This is a genomic window from uncultured Roseovarius sp., assembly GCF_947489715.1.
Classification (GTDB): Bacteria; Pseudomonadota; Alphaproteobacteria; order Rhodobacterales; family Rhodobacteraceae; genus Roseovarius.
The window spans coordinates 134,401-152,989 of the sequence record NZ_CANLER010000002.1; the positions used below are offsets into that span (position 1 = coordinate 134,401).

General features: G+C 61.9%; 19 protein-coding genes. 12 read left to right on the forward strand and 7 right to left on the reverse strand.

The features are described 5' to 3' along the window. The first annotated feature begins 27 nt into the window (after nucleotides 1-27). From Q1B27_RS06315 to Q1B27_RS06330, 4 genes are all read left to right on the forward strand, one after another. Complete coding sequence (locus Q1B27_RS06315) at nucleotides 28-1,101, forward strand: Mrp/NBP35 family ATP-binding protein (RefSeq protein ID WP_299845339.1); 1,074 nt, start codon at nucleotides 28-30, stop codon at nucleotides 1,099-1,101. A gap of 126 nt (nucleotides 1,102-1,227) precedes the next feature. Further along, nucleotides 1,228-1,530 carry a hypothetical protein gene (locus tag Q1B27_RS06320; protein WP_299845342.1) on the forward strand — a complete coding sequence of 101 codons (303 nt, stop codon included), beginning with the start codon at nucleotides 1,228-1,230 and terminating at the stop codon, nucleotides 1,528-1,530. Nucleotides 1,531-1,532: 2 nt separating this feature from the next. After that, nucleotides 1,533-2,225, forward strand: coding sequence for a response regulator transcription factor (locus Q1B27_RS06325; protein ID WP_299845345.1), 693 nt, complete (start codon nucleotides 1,533-1,535; stop codon nucleotides 2,223-2,225). Further along, on the forward strand, nucleotides 2,210-3,199 hold the full coding sequence (locus tag Q1B27_RS06330; RefSeq protein WP_299845348.1) for a HAMP domain-containing sensor histidine kinase: 990 nt from the start codon (nucleotides 2,210-2,212) through the stop codon (nucleotides 3,197-3,199). The genes Q1B27_RS06325 and Q1B27_RS06330 overlap by 16 nt, the downstream gene beginning before the upstream one ends. Nucleotides 3,200-3,312: 113 nt before the next feature. Here the strand turns inward: Q1B27_RS06330 and Q1B27_RS06335 are convergent, their stop codons facing one another. Together Q1B27_RS06335 and Q1B27_RS06340 are read right to left on the reverse strand one after the other, a co-directional pair. Beyond that, the gene (locus Q1B27_RS06335; protein ID WP_299845353.1) at nucleotides 3,313-4,059 is read right to left on the reverse strand and encodes a 2-dehydro-3-deoxygalactonokinase; all 747 of its coding nucleotides are present in this window, start codon (nucleotides 4,057-4,059) and stop codon (nucleotides 3,313-3,315) included. Nucleotides 4,060-4,065: 6 nt separating this feature from the next. Next, on the reverse strand, nucleotides 4,066-4,482 hold the full coding sequence (locus tag Q1B27_RS06340; RefSeq protein ID WP_299845355.1) for a TIGR01244 family sulfur transferase: 417 nt from the start codon (nucleotides 4,480-4,482) through the stop codon (nucleotides 4,066-4,068). 120 nt (nucleotides 4,483-4,602) lie between these two features. Here Q1B27_RS06340 and Q1B27_RS06345 point away from each other — a divergent pair, with 120 nt between their 5' ends. From Q1B27_RS06345 to Q1B27_RS06360, 4 genes are all read left to right on the forward strand, one after another. Beyond that, the gene (locus Q1B27_RS06345) at nucleotides 4,603-8,178 is read left to right on the forward strand and encodes a hydantoinase B/oxoprolinase family protein (protein ID WP_299845358.1); all 3,576 of its coding nucleotides are present in this window, start codon (nucleotides 4,603-4,605) and stop codon (nucleotides 8,176-8,178) included. Nucleotides 8,179-8,316: 138 nt separating this feature from the next. Continuing rightward, nucleotides 8,317-8,775 carry a MarR family transcriptional regulator gene (locus tag Q1B27_RS06350; protein ID WP_299845361.1) on the forward strand — a complete coding sequence of 153 codons (459 nt, stop codon included), beginning with the start codon at nucleotides 8,317-8,319 and terminating at the stop codon, nucleotides 8,773-8,775. Continuing rightward, the gene (locus Q1B27_RS06355) at nucleotides 8,772-9,149 is read left to right on the forward strand and encodes a hypothetical protein (protein WP_299845365.1); all 378 of its coding nucleotides are present in this window, start codon (nucleotides 8,772-8,774) and stop codon (nucleotides 9,147-9,149) included. Before Q1B27_RS06350 ends, Q1B27_RS06355 begins: the two co-directional genes overlap by 4 nt. A 45-nt stretch (nucleotides 9,150-9,194) precedes the next feature. Further along, nucleotides 9,195-9,509: a monooxygenase gene (locus tag Q1B27_RS06360; RefSeq protein ID WP_299845367.1), complete on the forward strand. Its 315-nt coding sequence runs from the start codon at nucleotides 9,195-9,197 to the stop codon at nucleotides 9,507-9,509. Between the two features lie 127 nt (nucleotides 9,510-9,636). On the opposite strand, the gene Q1B27_RS06365 is transcribed toward Q1B27_RS06360, so the two are convergent. Continuing rightward, entirely contained in the window at nucleotides 9,637-10,104 is a 468-nt protein-coding gene (locus tag Q1B27_RS06365) for an Lrp/AsnC family transcriptional regulator (protein ID WP_299845369.1), read from the reverse strand. A 147-nt stretch (nucleotides 10,105-10,251) separates the two neighbouring features. Between Q1B27_RS06365 and Q1B27_RS06370 the strand changes: the two genes are divergently transcribed. Together Q1B27_RS06370 and Q1B27_RS06375 are read left to right on the forward strand one after the other, a co-directional pair. Then, on the forward strand, nucleotides 10,252-10,686 hold the full coding sequence (locus Q1B27_RS06370; protein ID WP_299845372.1) for a universal stress protein: 435 nt from the start codon (nucleotides 10,252-10,254) through the stop codon (nucleotides 10,684-10,686). A 26-nt stretch (nucleotides 10,687-10,712) separates the two neighbouring features. Continuing rightward, nucleotides 10,713-12,257, forward strand: coding sequence for a sodium:alanine symporter family protein (locus Q1B27_RS06375; protein WP_299845375.1), 1,545 nt, complete (start codon nucleotides 10,713-10,715; stop codon nucleotides 12,255-12,257). Between the two features lie 88 nt (nucleotides 12,258-12,345). On the opposite strand, the gene Q1B27_RS06380 is transcribed toward Q1B27_RS06375, so the two are convergent. Both Q1B27_RS06380 and Q1B27_RS06385 read right to left on the reverse strand, forming a co-directional pair. Then, a complete protein-coding gene (locus Q1B27_RS06380) occupies nucleotides 12,346-13,092 on the reverse strand; it encodes a class I SAM-dependent methyltransferase (RefSeq protein WP_299845378.1) in 747 nt (248 codons plus the stop codon). A 146-nt stretch (nucleotides 13,093-13,238) separates the two neighbouring features. Next, nucleotides 13,239-13,721, reverse strand: a complete 483-nt coding sequence (locus tag Q1B27_RS06385; protein ID WP_299845381.1) for a GNAT family N-acetyltransferase — start codon at nucleotides 13,719-13,721, stop codon at nucleotides 13,239-13,241. Between the two features lie 138 nt (nucleotides 13,722-13,859). Here Q1B27_RS06385 and Q1B27_RS06390 point away from each other — a divergent pair, with 138 nt between their 5' ends. Next, nucleotides 13,860-14,585 (forward strand): metallophosphoesterase family protein, encoded by a 726-nt coding sequence (locus tag Q1B27_RS06390; RefSeq protein WP_299845384.1) that lies wholly within the window; start codon nucleotides 13,860-13,862, stop codon nucleotides 14,583-14,585. Nucleotides 14,586-14,774: 189 nt separating this feature from the next. Then, a complete protein-coding gene (locus Q1B27_RS06395; RefSeq protein ID WP_299845387.1) occupies nucleotides 14,775-15,950 on the forward strand; it encodes an acetyl-CoA C-acyltransferase family protein in 1,176 nt (391 codons plus the stop codon). Between the two features lie 15 nt (nucleotides 15,951-15,965). On the opposite strand, the gene pbpC is transcribed toward Q1B27_RS06395, so the two are convergent. Both pbpC and Q1B27_RS06405 read right to left on the reverse strand, forming a co-directional pair. After that, complete coding sequence (pbpC, locus tag Q1B27_RS06400; RefSeq protein ID WP_299845390.1) at nucleotides 15,966-18,014, reverse strand: penicillin-binding protein 1C; 2,049 nt, start codon at nucleotides 18,012-18,014, stop codon at nucleotides 15,966-15,968. After that, nucleotides 18,001-18,579, reverse strand: a complete 579-nt coding sequence (locus tag Q1B27_RS06405; protein WP_299845393.1) for a putative glycolipid-binding domain-containing protein — start codon at nucleotides 18,577-18,579, stop codon at nucleotides 18,001-18,003. Before Q1B27_RS06405 ends, pbpC begins: the two co-directional genes overlap by 14 nt. Nucleotides 18,580-18,589: the final 10 nt, after the last annotated feature.

Here is an 18,589-nt window from a genome sequence, read left to right on the forward strand (position 1 = left end):
TGGCGCATGGCTTGACGGAGGGGAAAGATGACGGTCTTGAAAAGCGATATCGACGCCCGGCTGGCGACGCTGGAACTGCCCGATGGCGGCAATCTGATCTCGCGCGATATGATCCGGGCACTGAGCGTCGAGGGTGGCATCGTGCGGTTCGTGATCGAGGCCCCCAGCCCCGAGATCGCCCGCCAGATGGAACCGATGCGCGCCGCGGCCGAACGCGCGGTGGCGGCATTGGACGGCGTCGAACAGGTATCCGTCGCGCTGACTGCGCATGGCCCTGCGGCCAAGGCGGCGGAACCGCCCAGCCTCAAGATCGGCGGCCATCCCAAACCCCAATCGACACCGCTGAAACCGGCCAGTGTGAGATCCATTCTGGCAGTGGGATCAGGCAAGGGCGGCGTGGGCAAATCCACCGTCTCCTCCAATCTTGCGGTGGCACTGGCGCGGGCCGGGCGGCGCGTGGGCCTGCTGGACGCGGATATTTACGGGCCGTCACAGCCGCGGATGATGGGGGTCAGTCAGCGCCCCGCCAGCCCCGACGGCAAGATCATCGAGCCGCTGCATGCGCATGGTGTCACCTTGATGTCGATCGGGCTGATGCTGGACCCGGACAAGGCCGTGGTCTGGCGCGGGCCGATGCTGATGGGGGCGTTGCAGCAGATGATTTCCCAGGTGCGGTGGGGCGATCTGGACGTGCTGATCGTCGATCTGCCGCCGGGCACGGGCGACGTGCAGCTGACGCTGTGCCAAAAGGCCGAACCGTCGGGCGCGATCATTGTCTCAACCCCGCAGGACGTAGCGCTGCTGGATGCGCGCAAGGCGATGAACATGTTCGATACGCTGAAGACCCCGGTGCTGGGGCTGATCGAGAACATGTCGACCTTTCACTGCCCCAATTGCGGGCACGAGGCGCAGATTTTCGGCCATGGCGGGGTCAAGGCCGAGGCCGAACGGCTGGGTTTGCCCTTTCTGGGCGCACTGCCAATTGATCTGGACACGCGGCTGGCAGGCGACAGCGGCACGCCGATCGCGGCGGGGGATGGCCCGATGGCCGAGGCCTATGCCGCGCTTGCCGACAGGTTGATTGCGGGCGGGATCGCGTAGCGCAAGGACGGGCATTCCGCTCATCACGACGTAAACTGCGCAAAAACTGCACAACTGCTCAGGCGCGGCTGCACGGCGGCCCGTTATTGCTGGTCGCAACAGGCAAGCAAGGCAAGGAACTGATCAATGAAAACCTGTATTCTGCGCGGCGTCCCGCCATCCCTCCGTCAAGACGGTTGGTGGCTGGGTCCAATCACCTCCACCGGCCCGACGCCAGACCAACCGCACGCCGCGCAGAACCCAAGGCGCTACGCGCTACATGCGCTGCTGCTGGCGGGGTTGATGGCGGTCACGCAACTGCCCGGACTGTCCGATCCGCGCACCACTCCCGTTGCGGTGGCCTGCGGGGATGTGGACGAATTGGGCTTTCATGCGGCAACCGGTTTGCGTAGCCTTGAGGCAGTTCCGCAACAAGGCACGCCGCTCTGACAATGACGCAGATCCTGATTATCGACGACGACCCGCAGATCCGGGATGTGCTGCGCATCGCGTTGAAACAGGCCGGCTACGCGGTGGCCGAGGCCGGTGACGGTGCCGAGGGTTTGGCCAAGGCCAGGCGCGGCAAGTCCGATCTTATCGTGCTGGATATCGGCCTGCCCGAGATGGACGGGCTGGAGCTGTGTCGGACCCTGCGGGCCGAACATGACACGCCGATCCTGTTCCTGACCGCCCGCGACGAAGAGATCGACCGCGTGCTGGGGCTGGAACTGGGCGGCGATGATTACGTGACCAAGCCGTTTTCCCCGCGCGAGCTGATCGCCCGCATCCGCGCCATCCTGAAACGCAGCAATTCTGGCGCGGTGACGAGCGCGTCACAGCCGCTCAACCGTGGCGCCCTCAGGCTTGATCCGGAGCGGCATCTTTGCATCGTGGCCGGACAATCGGTGACCCTGACCAATCGCGAAATGGCGTTGCTGAGCCACCTGATGGCGCGGCCCGATCACATCGCCACCAAGGCACAGCTGACCGATGCGGTTTATGGCCCGTCGATCCATGTCTCGGACCGGACACTGGACAGCCACCTGCGTAATCTGCGCGCCAAGCTGGCCGAGGCAGGCTGTGACGAGGCTATCGAGACAGTGCACGGTGTCGGCATTCGGATGGGACCATGTCAGAGCCGGTGAAATCCAGCATCCGGCAGAAATGGCGCCCACCGCTGGCGCTGGTCATCGGCGGAACGCTGGCCGCGGTGCTGTGCCTGCCACTTCTGGGCATCGGCTATTTCAGACTGGCGGGCAACATCCTGGGCTGGGGCGAGACCGCCTGGCTGATCTTCTGGATGGCGGTGATCGCCACGGCCATTCTGGGCTATCTGCTGTGGCGGTTGGTGTTGCGTCCGGTGACCGCCCTGACCGCCCATGCCAACGCGGTGCGTGAAGGGCGTGGCGATACCCCCCTGCCCCCGCATTTCGGCACGCCCGAGATAACCGCGCTCGGTCAAGCCGTGGTCGAGATGGGCGCGACGCTGAACAACCGCGAGGCCGGGCTGCGCGCCTTTTCCAACCATGTGACACACGAGCTGAAATCACCCCTGACCAGTATCAAGGGTGCAGCGGAACTGCTGGAAGGCGAGCTGGAGGCCGAGGATCGCAGCCGACTGACACAAACCATCCTGACCGCGACCGGCCAGATGCAGGCGCAACTGGATGCGCTGCGCCGTCTAGCAGCGGCACGCGACCCGGTCGGGCCCGGCCCATCCATCCTGTCGGAGATGATCGAGGAGGTCAGCCGCGATACTGGCCTGCCCATCTCGCTGGAAGGGGATGCCACCGTCCCAATGGACCGGCAGGCAGTGCAGGTGATCCTGGGGCATCTGGCACGAAATGCACAGGCGCATGGCGCCGATCGGCTGAACATCAGCGCAAGGCGCGGCGGCTTTCAGGTCAGCGACAATGGGTCAGGCATTGCGGCGGGTAATCGCAACCGGATTTTCGACCCGTTCTTCACCACACGGCGCGGATCGGGGGGCACCGGCATGGGACTGGCGATCGTCCAGACCATGCTGCAAGCTGCCGGTGGCACGATCCGGCTGGTCCCGTGCCAGTCGGGCGCAATGTTCCAGATCAGTTTCCCGCCTGCACCGGAACGGTTTCGCTGAAATCTGCGCCTCCGGCGGGAGTATTTTTGCCAAGAAGAAGAACGGCGCCCTGCTTCTTCTTGGCCGAAATACTCAAAAATCCAGATGGCCGCGGCGCCGCACAGCGCAAAAAATCAGGCCGAGCCTTGCGATACCATCCCCAGATTCTGTGCCAGCGCAAGAAGCCCGTCCCGGATCAGCTCATCAGGCGTGTGCGCCACAAAAGGGACCTCTTGCAGCGTCAGGGCGCTGGCATGGGGCGACAGGGCGGCTTTCGGCCCGATCAGCGCCAGTTGCTGACCCAGCCAATAAACCCGTGCCGCAGCCAGTTCTGCCCCCAGCAGGTGGCCGGTGGTTGTAGCGGGGCGACCTGTGACCTCGGCTTCCCGCAGGTGCGCGGCCAACCGTTCGGGGCGGCTGAGGCTGTCGGCGACGGCCTGCGGATCGGGCGTGTCGCCGCCCGACAGCACCCGGATCAGGCGCAGGGTCAGAAAGCTGGCAAAGCTTACCACCTCATTGGCGCTGACATGCACCCAGTGGGTCACATCACCCTCTGCCACGCAGATCACGCCATCCCAGTTGTCGTGCCCTGCCAGATAGCCCGCGATCCAGAGGCGCGGCCAGCCGCCCAGCACACCCGGGGGCTGATCCTGCGTGATCGCCGGCAGATTCTGACCGCCAGAGGGCAGCAGCGCGGAGGGCACCGCGTCGGGCGGGCCCTCGCCAATGTGGATGATGGTGTCGGTTTCGGCGTCAAGCGCACTGATCGCATCGGCCTCGGTCGCGCGGCTGGCCCGGGCCGTCACGTCACCACCGTCAAAAGCGAAGGCTTGAAAAGCCCCCGCGTGCCGGCCAATCGCAATCCAGGAAACGTCCGCCAAAGCCGGTCAGCTTCGCGACATTTGACCAAGAACACCCGACATGTCGTAGCCCGCATTGCGGGTCAGCGACAGGATATCCTCGGGCGAGCGGTCGCCGAACTGCGCGATGGTCCAGAGCATGGTGCAGCGTGTCCCACTACGGCAATAGGCCAGCACCGGCTGCGGCAATTGCGCCAACGCGTCGCGGAATTCATTCAGATCGTCCGGCAATACCACGCCCGAGGTGATCGGCACCGAGCGGACCTCGAGCCCGGCATCCAGCGCGGCTTTTGATACCTCTTCAAAGCAGCACTGGGTCGGGTCCTCGCCATCGGGCCGATTGCACAGGATCGAGCGGTAACCCGCCGCGACAATGGCCGGTATGTCCGATACCTCGATCTGGGGGGACACGGTGAAATCGTCGGTGATCTTGCGCAGGTCCATGGGCATGCTCCTTTGGCTGTCGCACATATGCGCAAAATCGGGGGGCAAGATCAATCCACTGGCGTTGACATTCGTGCATCCGGCGCCAAACGTGGCGGGACGTATTCAAGGGGGACGGCGATGAGCGGGCAATGGGAATTCTGGATCGACCGGGGCGGAACATTCACCGATATCGTGGCCCTTGATCCGAGCGGCGACGTGCATACGCACAAGCTTCTGTCCGAAAACCCCGAACGCTACGCCGATGCTGCGGTGCAGGGCATTCGCGAGGTGATGGGGGTTGACGGCACTTTCCCCGATGCGTCGATCCGCGCGGTCAAGATGGGCACGACCGTGGCCACCAACGCGTTGCTGGAGCGCAAGGGCGAGCGGGTTTTGTTGCTGATCACCAAGGGGTTTCGCGATCTGCTGTTGATCGGCTATCAGACCCGGCCACGGCTTTTCGACCTGGAAATCAAGCGGCCCGATCTGCTTTATGAGGACGTGGCCGAAATCGACGAACGGCTGGATGCCGAGGGCGCTCTGGTGCAGCCGCTGGACGAAGATGCCGCGCGCGCCACGCTGCAGGCGGGGTTCGACAAGGGCATTCGCGCCGTGGCCATTGCCGGGCTGCACGCCTACATGAACCCCGATCACGAACGCCGCGTGGCCGAGATGGCGGCCGAAATCGGCTTTACCCAGATCACCGCCAGCCACCAGGTGTCGCGCCTGGCAAAGCTGGTCGGGCGCGGCGATACGACCGTGGTCGATGCCTACCTGTCGCCGATCCTGCGGCGCTATGTGGATCAGGTGGCCGGCGCGCTGGATATGGGGCGCGCCTGCGATGCGCTTTTGTTCATGCAAAGCTCAGGCGGGCTGACCGATGCGCAGCTGTTTCAGGGCAAGGATGCGATCCTGTCCGGCCCGGCCGGGGGGATTGTCGGTATGGTCAAGACCGGCGAGGCCGCGGGGCATGCGCGTCTGATCGGCTTTGACATGGGCGGGACCAGCACCGATGTCAGCCACTATGCGGGTGATTTCGAACGCAGTTTCGAGACCGAGGTGGCGGGCGTGCGGATGCGCGCGCCGATGATGGATATTCATACCGTGGCGGCGGGCGGCGGCAGCATCTGCAAGTTCGAGGATGGCCGGTTTCAGGTGGGCCCCGAAAGTGCCGGTGCCGATCCCGGCCCGGCCTGCTATCGCCGCGGCGGGCCGCTGGCGGTGACCGATTGCAACGTCATGCTGGGCAAGCTCAACCCCGATCACTTTCCGCATGTTTTCGGGCCCGAGGGCGATCAGCCGCTGGATGCGGACGTGGTGCGCGAGAAATTCGCGGCGTTGGCGCGCGACGTGGCGGCGGAAACCGGCGAAGACGAACGCTCCCCCGAGGATATGGCCGAGGGGTTCCTGCGCATCGCCGTCGACAACATGGCCAACGCGATAAAGAAGATCAGTGTCCAGCGCGGCCATGATGTGACCGGTTATACGCTGCAATGTTTCGGTGGCGCGGGCGGGCAGCATGCCTGCCTGGTGGCCGACGCGCTTGGCATGACACGGGTGCTGATCCATCCGCATGCCGGGGTTCTGAGCGCCTACGGCATGGGCCTGGCCGAAATCCGGGCGCTGCGCGAGGTGCAGATGGATGCGCCGCTGGCGGCGGTGGATCAGGCCGCGGCGGCGCTGGCGCGGATCGGTGACGAGGCGCACGCCGAGGTGGCCGGGCAAGGCATTGACGACATCACCATCCTGCGTCGGGCACATCTGCGCTATGACGGGTCACACCAGCCGCTTGATGTGCCGTTTGGCGCGCCCGACCGGATGCAGGCGGATTTCGAGGCCGCGCATAAGCAGCGCTTCGGGTTTTATTCGCCCGAACGCGCGATCCTTTTCGACATGCTGAGCGTCGAGGCGATCGGCCAGACCGGTCAGGCGCCCAGCCCCGCCCTGCCCCATGGCGATGGCCAGCCGGTGGCGCATATCGCGATGCATGCCGATGGCGCCTGGCAGGACGTACCGCTTTATGACCGCGACAGGCTAGGCCCGGCGGCGCGCGTCAGTGGCCCGGCGGTCATCACCGAACCTACCGGCACCAACGTGATCGAGCCGGGCTGGGCCGCGCATGTGGACACGATGGGCAACCTGATCCTGGAGCGCGTGACCGCCAAGGCACGCGACCGGGCGGCGGGCACGCAGGCCGATCCGGTGCTGCTGGAGGTGTTCAACAACCTTTTCATGTCCGTGGCCGACCAGATGGGCGCGACGCTGGCCAATACCTCGTGGTCGGTGAACATCAAGGAACGCTACGATTTTTCCTGCGCGATCTTTGACGATCAGGGCGATCTGGTGGCCAACGCGCCGCATGTGCCAGTGCATCTGGGCTCGATGTCGGATGCGGTCAAAACCATCATGCGGCTCAACCCGGACGCAGCCCCCGGCGACGCCTATATGCTGAATTCGCCCTACAATGGCGGCACCCATCTGCCCGATGTCACCGTCATCACCCCGGTTTTCGTGGAGGGCAAAGCCGCCTTCTGGCTGGGCTCGCGCGGGCATCACGCCGACATTGGCGGGCGCACCCCGGGCAGCGCCCCGCCCGACAGCAGCCATATCGACGACGAGGGCGTGCTGATTGACAACGTCAAGCTGGTCGATCGCGGCACGCTTCTGGAGACCGAGGCCGAGGCGCTTCTGGGAACCTGCAAATACCCCTGTCGCAACATCAGCCAGAACATGGCAGACCTGAAGGCGCAGGTGGCGGCGAACGAGACCGGCCGGCAGGAATTGCTGAAAGTCGTCGACAATTACGGGATCGACGTGGTGACCGCCTATATGGGCCATGTTCAGGACAATGCCGAAGAAAGCGTGCGCCGGGTCATCGACCGGCTGCGCGACGGGCAGTTCACCTACCCGATGGACCACGGCGCGGTGATCGAGGTCAAAGTGACCGTGGACCGTGCCGCGCGCGAGGCGGTGATTGATTTCACCGGCACGTCCAACCAGCATGCGGGCAATTACAACGCGCCGAAATCCATCGCCTATGCGGTGGTGCTCTATGTGTTCCGCACCATGGTCGGCGCGGATATCCCGCTGAACCAGGGCTGTCTCACGCCGCTGAAAGTGATCGTGCCGGATGGGTCGATGCTGAACCCGGTTTACCCGGCGGCGGTCATTTCGGGCAATACCGAGGTCAGCCAGGCCACCTGCAACGCGCTTTACGGCGCACTCGGTGTGATCGCCGGAAGCCAGGCGACGATGAATAATTTCGTCTGGGGTAATGACGATTTCCAGAATTACGAGACCATCGCCGGGGGCACCGGCGCGGGCCCCGGATTTCAGGGCTGCGACGCGGTGCAGAGCCACATGACCAACACCCGGATGACCGATCCCGAAGTGCTGGAGAAACGCTTTCCGGTCCGGCTGGAGGATTTCACCGTGCGCCCCGGATCGGGCGGCGCGGGCCAATGGCGCGGCGGTCACGGGCTGGTCCGGCGGCTCAGGTTCCTGGCGCCGGTTACCGTCACGACGCTCAGCAATCACCGGATCATCCCGCCCTTTGGCGGCGATGGCGGCGCGCCGGGTATGGTCGGGCGCAATTGGGCCGAACTACCGGATGGAGAAGTCCGCGAGATGCCCGGCAATGGCGAGATTGACCTGCCTGCCGGCGCGGCCTTTGGCATGGAAACGCCGGGCGGCGGCGGCTGGGGAAAGGTCTGACGCGGAAGATTTTGCACATAAGAATATGGATCGTATGCCCCGGGCAGACGGGCGTTGACCGGTCGGCAAATGCCCTGAGTGACGAAAAAACTTTCGCCCCATCTTGTAATTATCCCTAACTAGGGATAATTGACCGTCATGAAACATGAGAATCAGAACCGAGAAAACCAAACCCTGGTGCTGGCCCTGCTGCGCAGCCAGCAACTTTTCCTGCGCGCAATGGGGCCGGTGTTTCGATCCGCAGGCCTCACGGCGTCTCAATGGGACGTGCTGGAAACGCTTAGCAACAAGCAAGCGTTGTCGATCAATGATCTGATGCGACTGACGCTCTCGACCTCCGGCAACCTAGATGTTGTGGTCAAGAACCTGATCCAGACCGGCTTGGTCGAGAAAACGATTGATGAAACCGACAGACGGGCGCGGGTTTTGCGTCTGACCCCTGCCGGACATCAAAAAGTGGCCGAGTTCCTGCCAACACATAATCGCGCCTTGGACCAGATTTTCTCGGGTCTCAGCGCGCACGATAAACGTGAGACGATCAAGATGCTCAACCGGCTCCGTAAAAAGCTGCCGCAACCACAGAAAGGCCGAACATGACAAACAGAACTTTCCTGACAGCACATGGCGTAATCTATATTTTCTTCGCCCTCGCGCTTTTCTTTGCCCCGGCCATTCTTTGGCCGAATTACGGCCTGCAACTGAACGATCAGTATGCGGTGTTCCTGTCCCAACATAACGCGATCTTCCTTGGTGGCATCGGGATCATCAGTTTTCTGTTTCGCGATGCTGGCAACGGCAACGACACCGCCCGGAAAATCTTGGCTGGCCTGATGTGGACCAATCTGCTTGGCGTCATCATCACGCTTTATGCCTGTTTGACCGGAATATTCACCGGGTTCGGCTGGTCCGATCCAATCTTCTTTGCGCTGCTTGCCGCCCTGAGCTTTGTGCAGCTTGGCAAGAACCGCTGATTGCACGCAAGTCACCGCAACCACCACATCGAGGAAAACCAAACCATGAGCACGCTAAAAATCTGGGACCTGCACATGACCTATGATGGTCCGATCACTGACGCGTTTCTGGCAGGCACCAGAGAGCTTGCCGAGAGCATTGCCCAGGAGCCCGGCATCATCTGGAAAATCTGGACCGTCGAAGAAGGCACCAACCACTACGGGTCCACCTATCTGTTTCGGAATCGCGAATATCTTGAGGTCTATAAGGCGATGCACGTGAAGCGCCTCGAAGCGATCGGGATCACGGTGACCGCCGACCACATATTCGACGTGATGGAAGATGTCAGCGCGATCAACAACGCCCCGCTTGCCGGCTAGCGATGAATCCGGGCCTCAAGCCGACCGGCAGAGGCCCGGATACGCGCCGCAAAATTGACACTGGTAAGCGGCTGCCAACCCACGTGTCAGGGCCAGAAAAGATCACCCAAGATCACGGCATCCCGCGCTATTCCACCATCGCATCAAGGTTGTAGCCCTTGAACTCCTTCAGCGTCGACAGGCTGAGAAGGGTTTTGACCTGCGCGACCGAGGGGATTTCAGATAAGCGGTTGCGGTAAAAATCCTCGTAATCCGAGGGGTTACTTGCCGCGACCCGCATCAGATAGTCGAATTCGCCGGAGATCCGATGGCATTCCAGCACGTCGGGCATCGCCCTGATCTTCTCTTCGAACGGCTCCTGATCGCGGTTGTAATGCGACGACAGTTTCACCTCGATGAAAACCTGCATTTCCAGCCCGACCGTCTTGCGATCGACAATGGCCGCATAGTTCAGAATTGTGCCGTTGGATTCCAGTATTTTGACGCGCCGGTGACAGGCGGACAGCGACAAACCCACCTTTTCCGAAAGGCGATTCATCGGGATCTGGCCATCTTTTTGAAGTATGGAAAGAATGCGGTAGTCTAGTCGATCCATTGTAAAATTTCCTAACTCTATCCTTTATTACGCAAGTATTTCCAAAAATTTCCCATAAGACAACACGCTTCAAGGTTTTTTGTGGCGCAACCTGTGGTATTGTCAAATGGCGCCAGACACGGCGCAATGACAAAACGGGAGGATTTAATGTCCGGAAAAATCGTCGTCGGCTATGACGGCAGTGAAGCGTCCAATCGGGCGCTGGATTTCGCTGTTGAACGAGCTAAAAGTCAGGGTGGCAGCGTGATGATCGCCCATGTTCTGGAATGGTCAGCCTATTCCTTTTTGACCCCGACCGAACTGGAAGAACGGCACAAGCGCCGCAACGAGGAATTGGCGCGGGCGAAAGAAGCGCTGATGGACCCAACCGTCGCCCGGCTTGCCGACAGCGGCGTGGCGGTCGAAACGTCCATCAAATACGGCCATATCGCCAATACATTGGCAAATATTTGCAAGGAAAGCGACGCCAGTCAGATCGTGATCGGACGCGACGGTGAAACCAGCCTCGGTTCACGGGTCTTCGGCTCGGTCGCCAGCACGCTGGCACAGGCCGCACCGGTGCCCTGCACCATCGTGCCATAAACAATAAGAAACTCAGGGATAGTCATATGTTTCGCAATCTAACCTATACGGCAAGCGCCGCGGCCGGGCTGGCAATGACCAGCGCCCCGGCGATGGCCCAGACGCTCGACGAGAAGGTGAACGAGATGTTCGCCAATTCGACCGGCTGGTTCGTCAACTTCATCTTCAGCCCGTTTCCGGGCACAACCTTCCCCTGGATCGTGATGTGGCTGGTGGTCGCCGCCACCGTGTTCACGATCTATTTCGGATTCATCCAGTTCCGCGCCTTCGCGCATTCGATCTCGTTGGTCAAAGGCGATTATTCCGACCCGAACGATGCCGGTGAGGTCAGCCATTTCCAGGCTCTTGCCACGGCGCTTTCGGGCACAGTGGGCCTGGGTAACATCGCCGGCGTGGCGGTGGCCGTGGGCATTGGTGGCCCGGGTGCTACCTTCTGGATGATCCTGGCCGGCCTGATGGGCATGGCCTCGAAATTCACCGAATGTACGCTGGGCGTGAAATACCGCAACGAATACGAGGACGGCACCGTTTCGGGTGGTCCGATGTATTACCTGACCAAGGGCTTTGCTGAACGCGGCGTGCCCGGGGGCAAGATCCTGGCGGTGATGTTCTCGATCTTCTGTATCCTCGGCGCCTTTGGCGGCGGCAACATGTTCCAGGCCAACCAGGCGCATGCACAGATCTCGGGCGTTGTTGGCGACTACCCAGGCTGGATTACCGGGATCGTCTTTGCCTGTGTCGTCTTTGCAGTCATCGTTGGCGGCCTGAAATCCATCGCCAAAGTGACGGAAAAGGTCGTGCCTTTCATGGGCGTGATGTATGTGCTCGCCGCGCTGGTCATCCTGCTGATGAACGCGGACAAGATCGGCTGGGCCTTCGGTCAGATCTTCAACGGTGCCTTCACCGGTGCTGGTGTTGCCGGTGGTATGGTCGGCGCGCTGATCCAGGGCTTCAAACGGGCCGCCTTCTCGAACGAGGCGGGCGTTGGTTCTGCCGCGATCGCCCACTCGGCGGTGCGCACCAAAGAGCCGATCACCGAAGGGTTCGTTTCACTGCTGGAGCCGTTCATCGACACGGTCGTGATCTGCACCATGACAGCGCTGGTGATCATCATCACCGGTCAATTGATCCAGGACCCGAATACCGGCCTCTACCTGCTGGATGAGGGTGGCGCGACCATTCAGACCATTGACGGCAACAAGGGCGTGGCGTTGACATCGGCGGCCTTCTCCTCGGCCTTCGGATGGTTCAAATACGTCCTGGCGATCGCGGTGATCCTGTTTGCCTTCTCGACCATGATCAGCTGGTCCTACTACGGCCTCAAGGCCTGGACCTACCTGTTCGGCGAGGGTCACACCAAAGAGCTGGTGTTCAAGATCATCTTCTGCGTCTTCGTGGTCATCGGTGCCGCTGCCAATCTTGGCCCGGTCATCGACTTCTCGGATGCGGCGATCTTTGCGATGGCGGTTGTGAACATCTTCGGCCTCTACTTCCTGATGCCGATCGTCAAGGCCGAGCTGGAAAGCTACATGAGCCGTCTGAAATCAGGCGAGATCAAGAAATACGCCTGATCTTCGGTAACAAAAACATCAAGGGGCCGGTGCATAATGCGCCGGCCCTTTTTATATGCCTGCCCATTTGTTCGCACCACACTGTCAATTATCGAATTCGGGCCGCTATGAAATGCAGGGGCAAGATAAAACGCCGCCGCTCATCCCCCAGGCTGGCAAGCGCCTCTTTCTCAACAGCCGCTAGAATCTCCGAATGACCGTCCAGTTGCGCCTTGCGATAAGCCGACCAAGATCGGACAAACCCGGCAATTTGCGGGGCAGTCCAGTGCAAACTGCATACGAAACCTGGCACTGCCACGGGGTCAAACGGCATCTGAAGTTCTTCTCTCGAATACCCCCGCCAACTCAGCCGGTTGCCCTCGGACCAATAGGGTTCAAGAATTTTGATCACCGGATCAACAAGACGATCTTGCACATCCGTTTCGGTTTCCGCGCCGTGATACGTCCAGGCGCAAAAAATCGCGTCCTTTCGTGCAACACGGTGGACCTCTTCCCAAAACGGCACATGATCGAACCAATGCAGCGCCGTCGCCACCGTGATCGCGTCGACGGAATGCGACGGCAGGCCCGATACATGGGCCGCCCCTTGCGCATAGGTGATTTTTGAATGCTTGGGGGCCTGGCGTATTTGCTCGGGGTCAATATCCGTGGCGTGAATGCGTGCAAAGTGATCCGAAAGCTTTAGGGCGGCCTGACCGGAGCCGGTTCCCACATCCCACGCCAAATCATGCCGGGTGGCTTCACCGGCGATCCATTGAAACATCGCATCGGGATATGTGGGCCGCGATGAATGGTAAGCCTTGGCGTTCAGACCGAATGTCGTCGCATTTTCCATGAACGGCTTCTAGCATATGACAGCCCCCGGCGCGAATGCGGGGCCGCGATCAGAGCGATCCCCTGACCACCATGATCAGACGAAACCCCATCATCGCATCACCGAAAAAAATGCCATCTGCCCGGCACGTCCTGAACCGGCAACGGCTAAAGTCGCAATTCCCGCTCATGCTCGGTGATGTGGTCGCGCGGCGGTGGCAAGGCCCCGGTTGCGCCCGTTGATCTGAACCCCGCGCCCCGATAAAGCGCGATGCCCGCAACGTTCTGATCGGCGACATCCAGCACCAACCTGTCGAAACCGGTATCCCGCGCCCAGTCGATGACCGACCGGACCAGAGCAGCGCCAATGCCCCGGCCGCGTGCCTCGGGCGCTGTCCACATTCCGAAAAGGCCCGCCACACCGGCCCGGCCTTGCCACGGGGCACCCGAGACGACACCAATATCGCCCCCCTGCGCCATCGCCACAAAGGTTGCCGACCGGTCTGACAGCCGCTGCTGCCAATCGGCAGGGTTCAGTCTGGTTTCTGCGGCCAGCGTGCTGCCAAACGCATCAGGCGCATCGGCCAGCCCCGACAGACGGATCTTGCGGTACCGCTGCCATTGATCGGGCAAGAGGCGCTCTATCTTCAATCCTACCTCCCTCACATCGCCTATGTGGGTCGCATCCGCGCCCATGATACAAAGCCAAAGCCAGATTATCCCGCCCACCCCCGCGGTCCCTAATCTTTTCCGGTGGACATTTGACCGCCGCCACGGCTTTTTGTCCACATGACCCGACCAATTTACGTCATCCCCGATATTCACGGCCAGTTGGCCCTGCTTGATGAGGCGCTTGCCCGGATCGAGACCGATGGCGGCGCGGACGCCAAGGTGGTCTTTCTGGGCGATTACGTGGATCGCGGTCCCGACAGCCGCGGTGTGATCGAAACGCTGATCGCCGGTCAGGCCGCAGGCCGGGACTGGATCACGCTCAGGGGCAATCACGATCAGATGTTTCTGGATTTTCTCGATCAGGGGACAATCGACAGCCCAAGGCTCAGCAAGCCCGGTTACAGTTGGCAGCATCATCGGCTGGGCGGGGTCGAAACCCTGGCCTCCTACGGTGTGACCGCTTCTGCCGATACACCCCGGCATCCTGAGGCCCTGCGCGCCGTGCCGTCGTCGCATCGGGACTGGCTGGCTGGTCTGCCGCTTTATCACCTCGCCGGAGAGGTGCTGTTTCTGCATGCCGGGATCAAACCGGGGCTGCCGCTTGATCAACAGGATGGCGACGATCTGATGTGGATACGAAACGAGTTTCACAAATACAGGAAACCGCATCCCTGGCTGATTGTGCACGGCCACACGCCGGTGGATTTCCCCACCCATTTCGGCAACCGGATTGATCTGGATGGCGGTGCGGGCTGGGGCCGTGCCCTGTGGCCGGCGGTTTTTGAAGGGCGCGATTGCTGGCTTCTGACCGAGACCGGGCGCGAGCCACTTATCGCCGGATAGGCCCGTCAGGCCGGTGCAAAACGTACGACCCGTACGCCCCTATCGGCAAACACCCCGATTTACGTACGGAACGCATGTACGATCCGTACGCTTTGTACGTTTCAGCGGGACGCGTGACGTAACATCACATTGTGATGCCCTGGTGGTTTCCGCTAGTTTCGGACGACTCATAAACACAGGAGATTTCCCATGACCGATATCGTTCTTCTCGATGGCGCCCGTACTGCAATCGGAACCTTCGGCGGCTCGCTTGCCGGGGTGCCTCCCACCCAGCTGGGCGCGACCGTCGCGCGCGAGGCGCTGGCGCGCTCCGGCGTTGAGGGCGCTCAGGTGGGGCACGTGGTTTTTGGCCATGTAATCAATACCGAACCCCGCGATATGTATCTGTCACGCGTGGCGGCGATGGATGCGGGCATTCCCGATGCGGCGCCCGCGATGAACGTGAACCGCCTGTGTGGATCAGGCGCGCAAGCTGTTGTTTCCGCGATACAAAACCTGATGCTGGGGGATGCGGATTTTGCCCTGGCCGGGGGCGCTGAAAGCATGAGCCGCTCTCCCTTCATCGTGCCCGATCAGCGGTGGGGCGCAAAGATGGGCGACGTGCGGACGCTTGATATGATGCTGGGTGCGCTCAACTGTCCTTTTGGCACCGGCCATATGGGTGTGACGGCCGAGAATGTCGCGGCCGAGCATGACATCAGCCGCGAAGATCAGGACGCCTTCGCTGTCGAAAGCCAGACCCGCGCGGCAGCAGCGATCGAAGCAAGCCATTTCAAATCCCAGATCGTCCCGGTCGAGGTAAAGGTGCGGCGTGAAATGGTCGCCTTTGACACCGACGAACACCCCAAACCGACAACCATGGAATCCCTCGCCGGTCTACGCGCGGTATTTCAGAAGGACGGTTCTGTAACCGCCGGAAATGCAAGCGGAATTAACGATGGCGCCGCTGCCGTGGTGATGGCCCGGGCCGACGCCGCTGAGGCTGCAGGCCTGAAGCCCAAGGCGCGCATTCTGGGCTACGCCCATGCCGGCGTCCGCCCCGAGGTGATGGGCATCGGCCCGGTGCCCGCAGTGGAAAACCTGATGGCCCGCACGGGTCTTTCCGTGTCGGACTTCGACGTGATCGAATCGAACGAAGCCTTCGCCGCGCAGGCCTTGGCCGTCAACAAGGGGTTGGGGCTGGATGCGGCCAAGGTCAACCCGAACGGGGGTGCCATCGCGCTTGGCCATCCGGTGGGGGCAACGGGCGCAATCCTGACGGTCAAGGCGCTTTATGAGTTGGAGCGTATCGGTGGATCAAAAGCGTTGATCACCATGTGCATTGGTGGCGGACAAGGCATCGCCCTGGCTATCGAGCGGCTGTAGGGCAATCGCAAAATACTAGTCGATCCGCACCGTCACGCGCGCGGATCGACCCGCTGCATCAATCACCGAAAGCTTTGAAAACCCTCTGGAAATCCCCGGTAGGAACGCCTCGCGCCCATAGTCACCCGTCAGAACCGGGAATCCATTTGCCAACCAGGTAAACGGCGGAATGCCATCGCGGATTTTGACCGGAACCGGCCCGTCGATCGCCAGCCGTGCACCGTCAGGCGGGAAAACCAGCTTGGGCGCATCGGCTGCGGCCTCAAACACGGCATCGCGCCCGGCAAACCGTTGCAAGGGGCGTGGCAATTCAGCGGTCGACACGATCAGTGTTTCCGGCGGTGGCGGCGGCAGCGGATCGGATTTCGCTTTCAGCCGCTGGAACGCCTCGAACAGTACCGGTGCCGCCAGTTCGCCACCAAAAGCGCCCGGCACCGGCGTGCCATCGGGGCGCCCGATCCAAACACCTGCCACATGCGCCCCGTCAAACCCGACGGCCCAGGCATCACGATGCCCATATGACGTGCCGGTCTTATAGGCCAACCGTCCGGGCGGCGCGCCGGGTGGCGGCGCGAGTGAGCCAAGGATATTACCCACCTGCCACGCCGCTGCGCGACTGATTACCTGTTGCTTTGGGGTATCCGGCGGCCCTGTCATCTGCCAATGCAGGGGCACAGACCCGCCACTATTGGCCAGCATCGCATAAAGCTGGACAAGATCGGTCAGCGTTATCCCGACGCCGCCAAGGGCTACAGCCATACCTGCCTGCTCGCCAGGCAGGCGCGCCTGAATACCGGCCTGTTTGAGCGCATTCATCAGTTGCGCCGGGCCGATTTCGTCCACCAGCAGGATGGCGGGAATGTTCAGCGATTGCCGCAAAGCCTCGGCCACGGGCAGTTCACCGCGAAACCTGCCATCAAAGTTCTGTGGTGCATAGCTGCCAAAGGCTACAGGGCGGTCGTCAATCAGTGTTTGCGGGTGGGCAAGACCCCGATCAAACGCCATCCCATAGACGAGCGGTTTCAAGGTTGACCCTGGCGACCGCAGCGCACGGGTCATGTCGACAAATCCCTGACGCGTATCGGAGGCGGCATACCCACCTGATCCGACCGAGGCCAGCACCTCTCCGTTCCGGTGATCCGCGATCACGACGGCGGCAGACAAGTCCCCGGGCAATCCCCGCAAAGTGGATTTTACCAACCTTTCAATGGTTTGCTGCAAGTCACGGTCCAGAGTCAGACGATGCTGCCCTGCAAAAGGATCACGCGCCAATTCGCGATCACTGAGATGCGGCGCGAGCGCCGGGAACGGGCGTCGACGCGCAGGAACAGGTTCGGACAAGGCAGCGGTCTCGGCCTCATCGCTGATCACCATCTGCGCCTTCATTCGCGCCAGCACGCGGTCACGTGCCATCCAGGCGGCGTCACGATCACGGTCCGGGCGGCGGGCTTCGGGCGATTGCGGCAGCGCCACCAGCAGCGCCGATTGGGCGGGCGTCAGGCGCACGGGTTCTTTGCCAAACCACGCCAGCGAGGCCGCCCGCACCCCCTCAAGATTGCCCCCGAAAGGTGCGCGCGTCAGATAAAGCGCCAGAATCTGCTCTTTGTTCAACCGTTTTTCAAGTGCCAGGGCCACGCGTATCTGGCGCAGTTTTCCGTGCCAGCGCCCGGTACCGCTATCCTCCAGCAACCGGGCCACCTGCATCGTGAGGGTTGAGCCACCCGAAACGATCTGCCCGTTCCAAAGCGCCTGCGCACCCGCCCGTAGCAAGGCCCAAAAATCCACGCCAGCATGTTGATAAAAGCGCTTATCTTCATAGGCGATCAGCATGTCCAGATACGCCGCGTCTGTCTGGCCCGGCCCTGATGCCAGCCGCCAGCGCCCGTCGGCCACGGTATAGACGCGCAGCATCTGGCCGTTGCGATCGCGGATTTCGACCGAGGTTTCGCTGATCAGTGGCGGTAGGTCGGTGGCGTCGACCCACCGGTCCATCGCATCCCGCGCGGTGCCCAGCATCAGCAGGGCCATCGCCAGCGCGAAGATCAGTCGGTCAGGTCGTCTCATGCGTCACCTCACCCTCCCACATGCCGGGATAAAGCGTCACGAAACCGGAATGATCGACGCAAAGCTGCGTGGCATATCCCGTTTGGGTCGCGGTGTATGACACCAGTTCAACCGAGCTACCCGCATCATAGGTCTGATCAAGCCTCCGCAGATCGCAATCGGGATAGAGCAGCCATGCGGCGCGGGTTTTCAGGACCGATGTGGGGGCTGCCATCACCCGACGCAGTGGCATCAGGTTGGTGGCCGGCGAAAAAGACAGGTCGACATCCTTCGCCCCGGAAACCTGGGGCTGATCCACTTCGTTCAAAAGCCATTGCCCACCATTGCATTCCAGCCGCAGGCTGATGTCGCGTTCTCCATGTCGCCCTGCCACGTCCGCGCCCAGCGTGTGCCATTCGAAATCGCAACGCACCACGTAATCCAAGGCGGCAAAGCCATCATCGTCGCGAAACCGGGCGTGCCCAACCAACAACCAACCGTGGTCAACCCGCGCAAGGCGGCACTTGTCGTCACCATCGCGATCCAATGCCCGCCAATGGGCTGTGGCGATGGTCTGTCCAGTCATGGTGCATCAC

Coding starts and splice junctions, on each gene's coding strand:
- Q1B27_RS06315 (WP_299845339.1), top strand. CDS start 28: ATGACGGTCTTGAAAAGCGATATCGACGCCCGGCTGGCGACGCTGGAA.
- Q1B27_RS06320 (WP_299845342.1), top strand. CDS start 1,228: ATGAAAACCTGTATTCTGCGCGGCGTCCCGCCATCCCTCCGTCAAGAC.
- Q1B27_RS06325 (WP_299845345.1), top strand. CDS start 1,533: ATGACGCAGATCCTGATTATCGACGACGACCCGCAGATCCGGGATGTG.
- Q1B27_RS06330 (WP_299845348.1), top strand. CDS start 2,210: ATGTCAGAGCCGGTGAAATCCAGCATCCGGCAGAAATGGCGCCCACCG.
- Q1B27_RS06340 (WP_299845355.1), bottom strand. CDS start 4,482: ATGGACCTGCGCAAGATCACCGACGATTTCACCGTGTCCCCCCAGATC.
- Q1B27_RS06345 (WP_299845358.1), top strand. CDS start 4,603: ATGAGCGGGCAATGGGAATTCTGGATCGACCGGGGCGGAACATTCACC.
- Q1B27_RS06350 (WP_299845361.1), top strand. CDS start 8,317: ATGAAACATGAGAATCAGAACCGAGAAAACCAAACCCTGGTGCTGGCC.
- Q1B27_RS06355 (WP_299845365.1), top strand. CDS start 8,772: ATGACAAACAGAACTTTCCTGACAGCACATGGCGTAATCTATATTTTC.
- Q1B27_RS06360 (WP_299845367.1), top strand. CDS start 9,195: ATGAGCACGCTAAAAATCTGGGACCTGCACATGACCTATGATGGTCCG.
- Q1B27_RS06365 (WP_299845369.1), bottom strand. CDS start 10,104: ATGGATCGACTAGACTACCGCATTCTTTCCATACTTCAAAAAGATGGC.
- Q1B27_RS06370 (WP_299845372.1), top strand. CDS start 10,252: ATGTCCGGAAAAATCGTCGTCGGCTATGACGGCAGTGAAGCGTCCAAT.
- Q1B27_RS06375 (WP_299845375.1), top strand. CDS start 10,713: ATGTTTCGCAATCTAACCTATACGGCAAGCGCCGCGGCCGGGCTGGCA.
- Q1B27_RS06380 (WP_299845378.1), bottom strand. CDS start 13,092: ATGGAAAATGCGACGACATTCGGTCTGAACGCCAAGGCTTACCATTCA.
- Q1B27_RS06390 (WP_299845384.1), top strand. CDS start 13,860: ATGACCCGACCAATTTACGTCATCCCCGATATTCACGGCCAGTTGGCC.
- Q1B27_RS06395 (WP_299845387.1), top strand. CDS start 14,775: ATGACCGATATCGTTCTTCTCGATGGCGCCCGTACTGCAATCGGAACC.
- pbpC (WP_299845390.1), bottom strand. CDS start 18,014: ATGAGACGACCTGACCGACTGATCTTCGCGCTGGCGATGGCCCTGCTG.
- Q1B27_RS06405 (WP_299845393.1), bottom strand. CDS start 18,579: ATGACTGGACAGACCATCGCCACAGCCCATTGGCGGGCATTGGATCGC.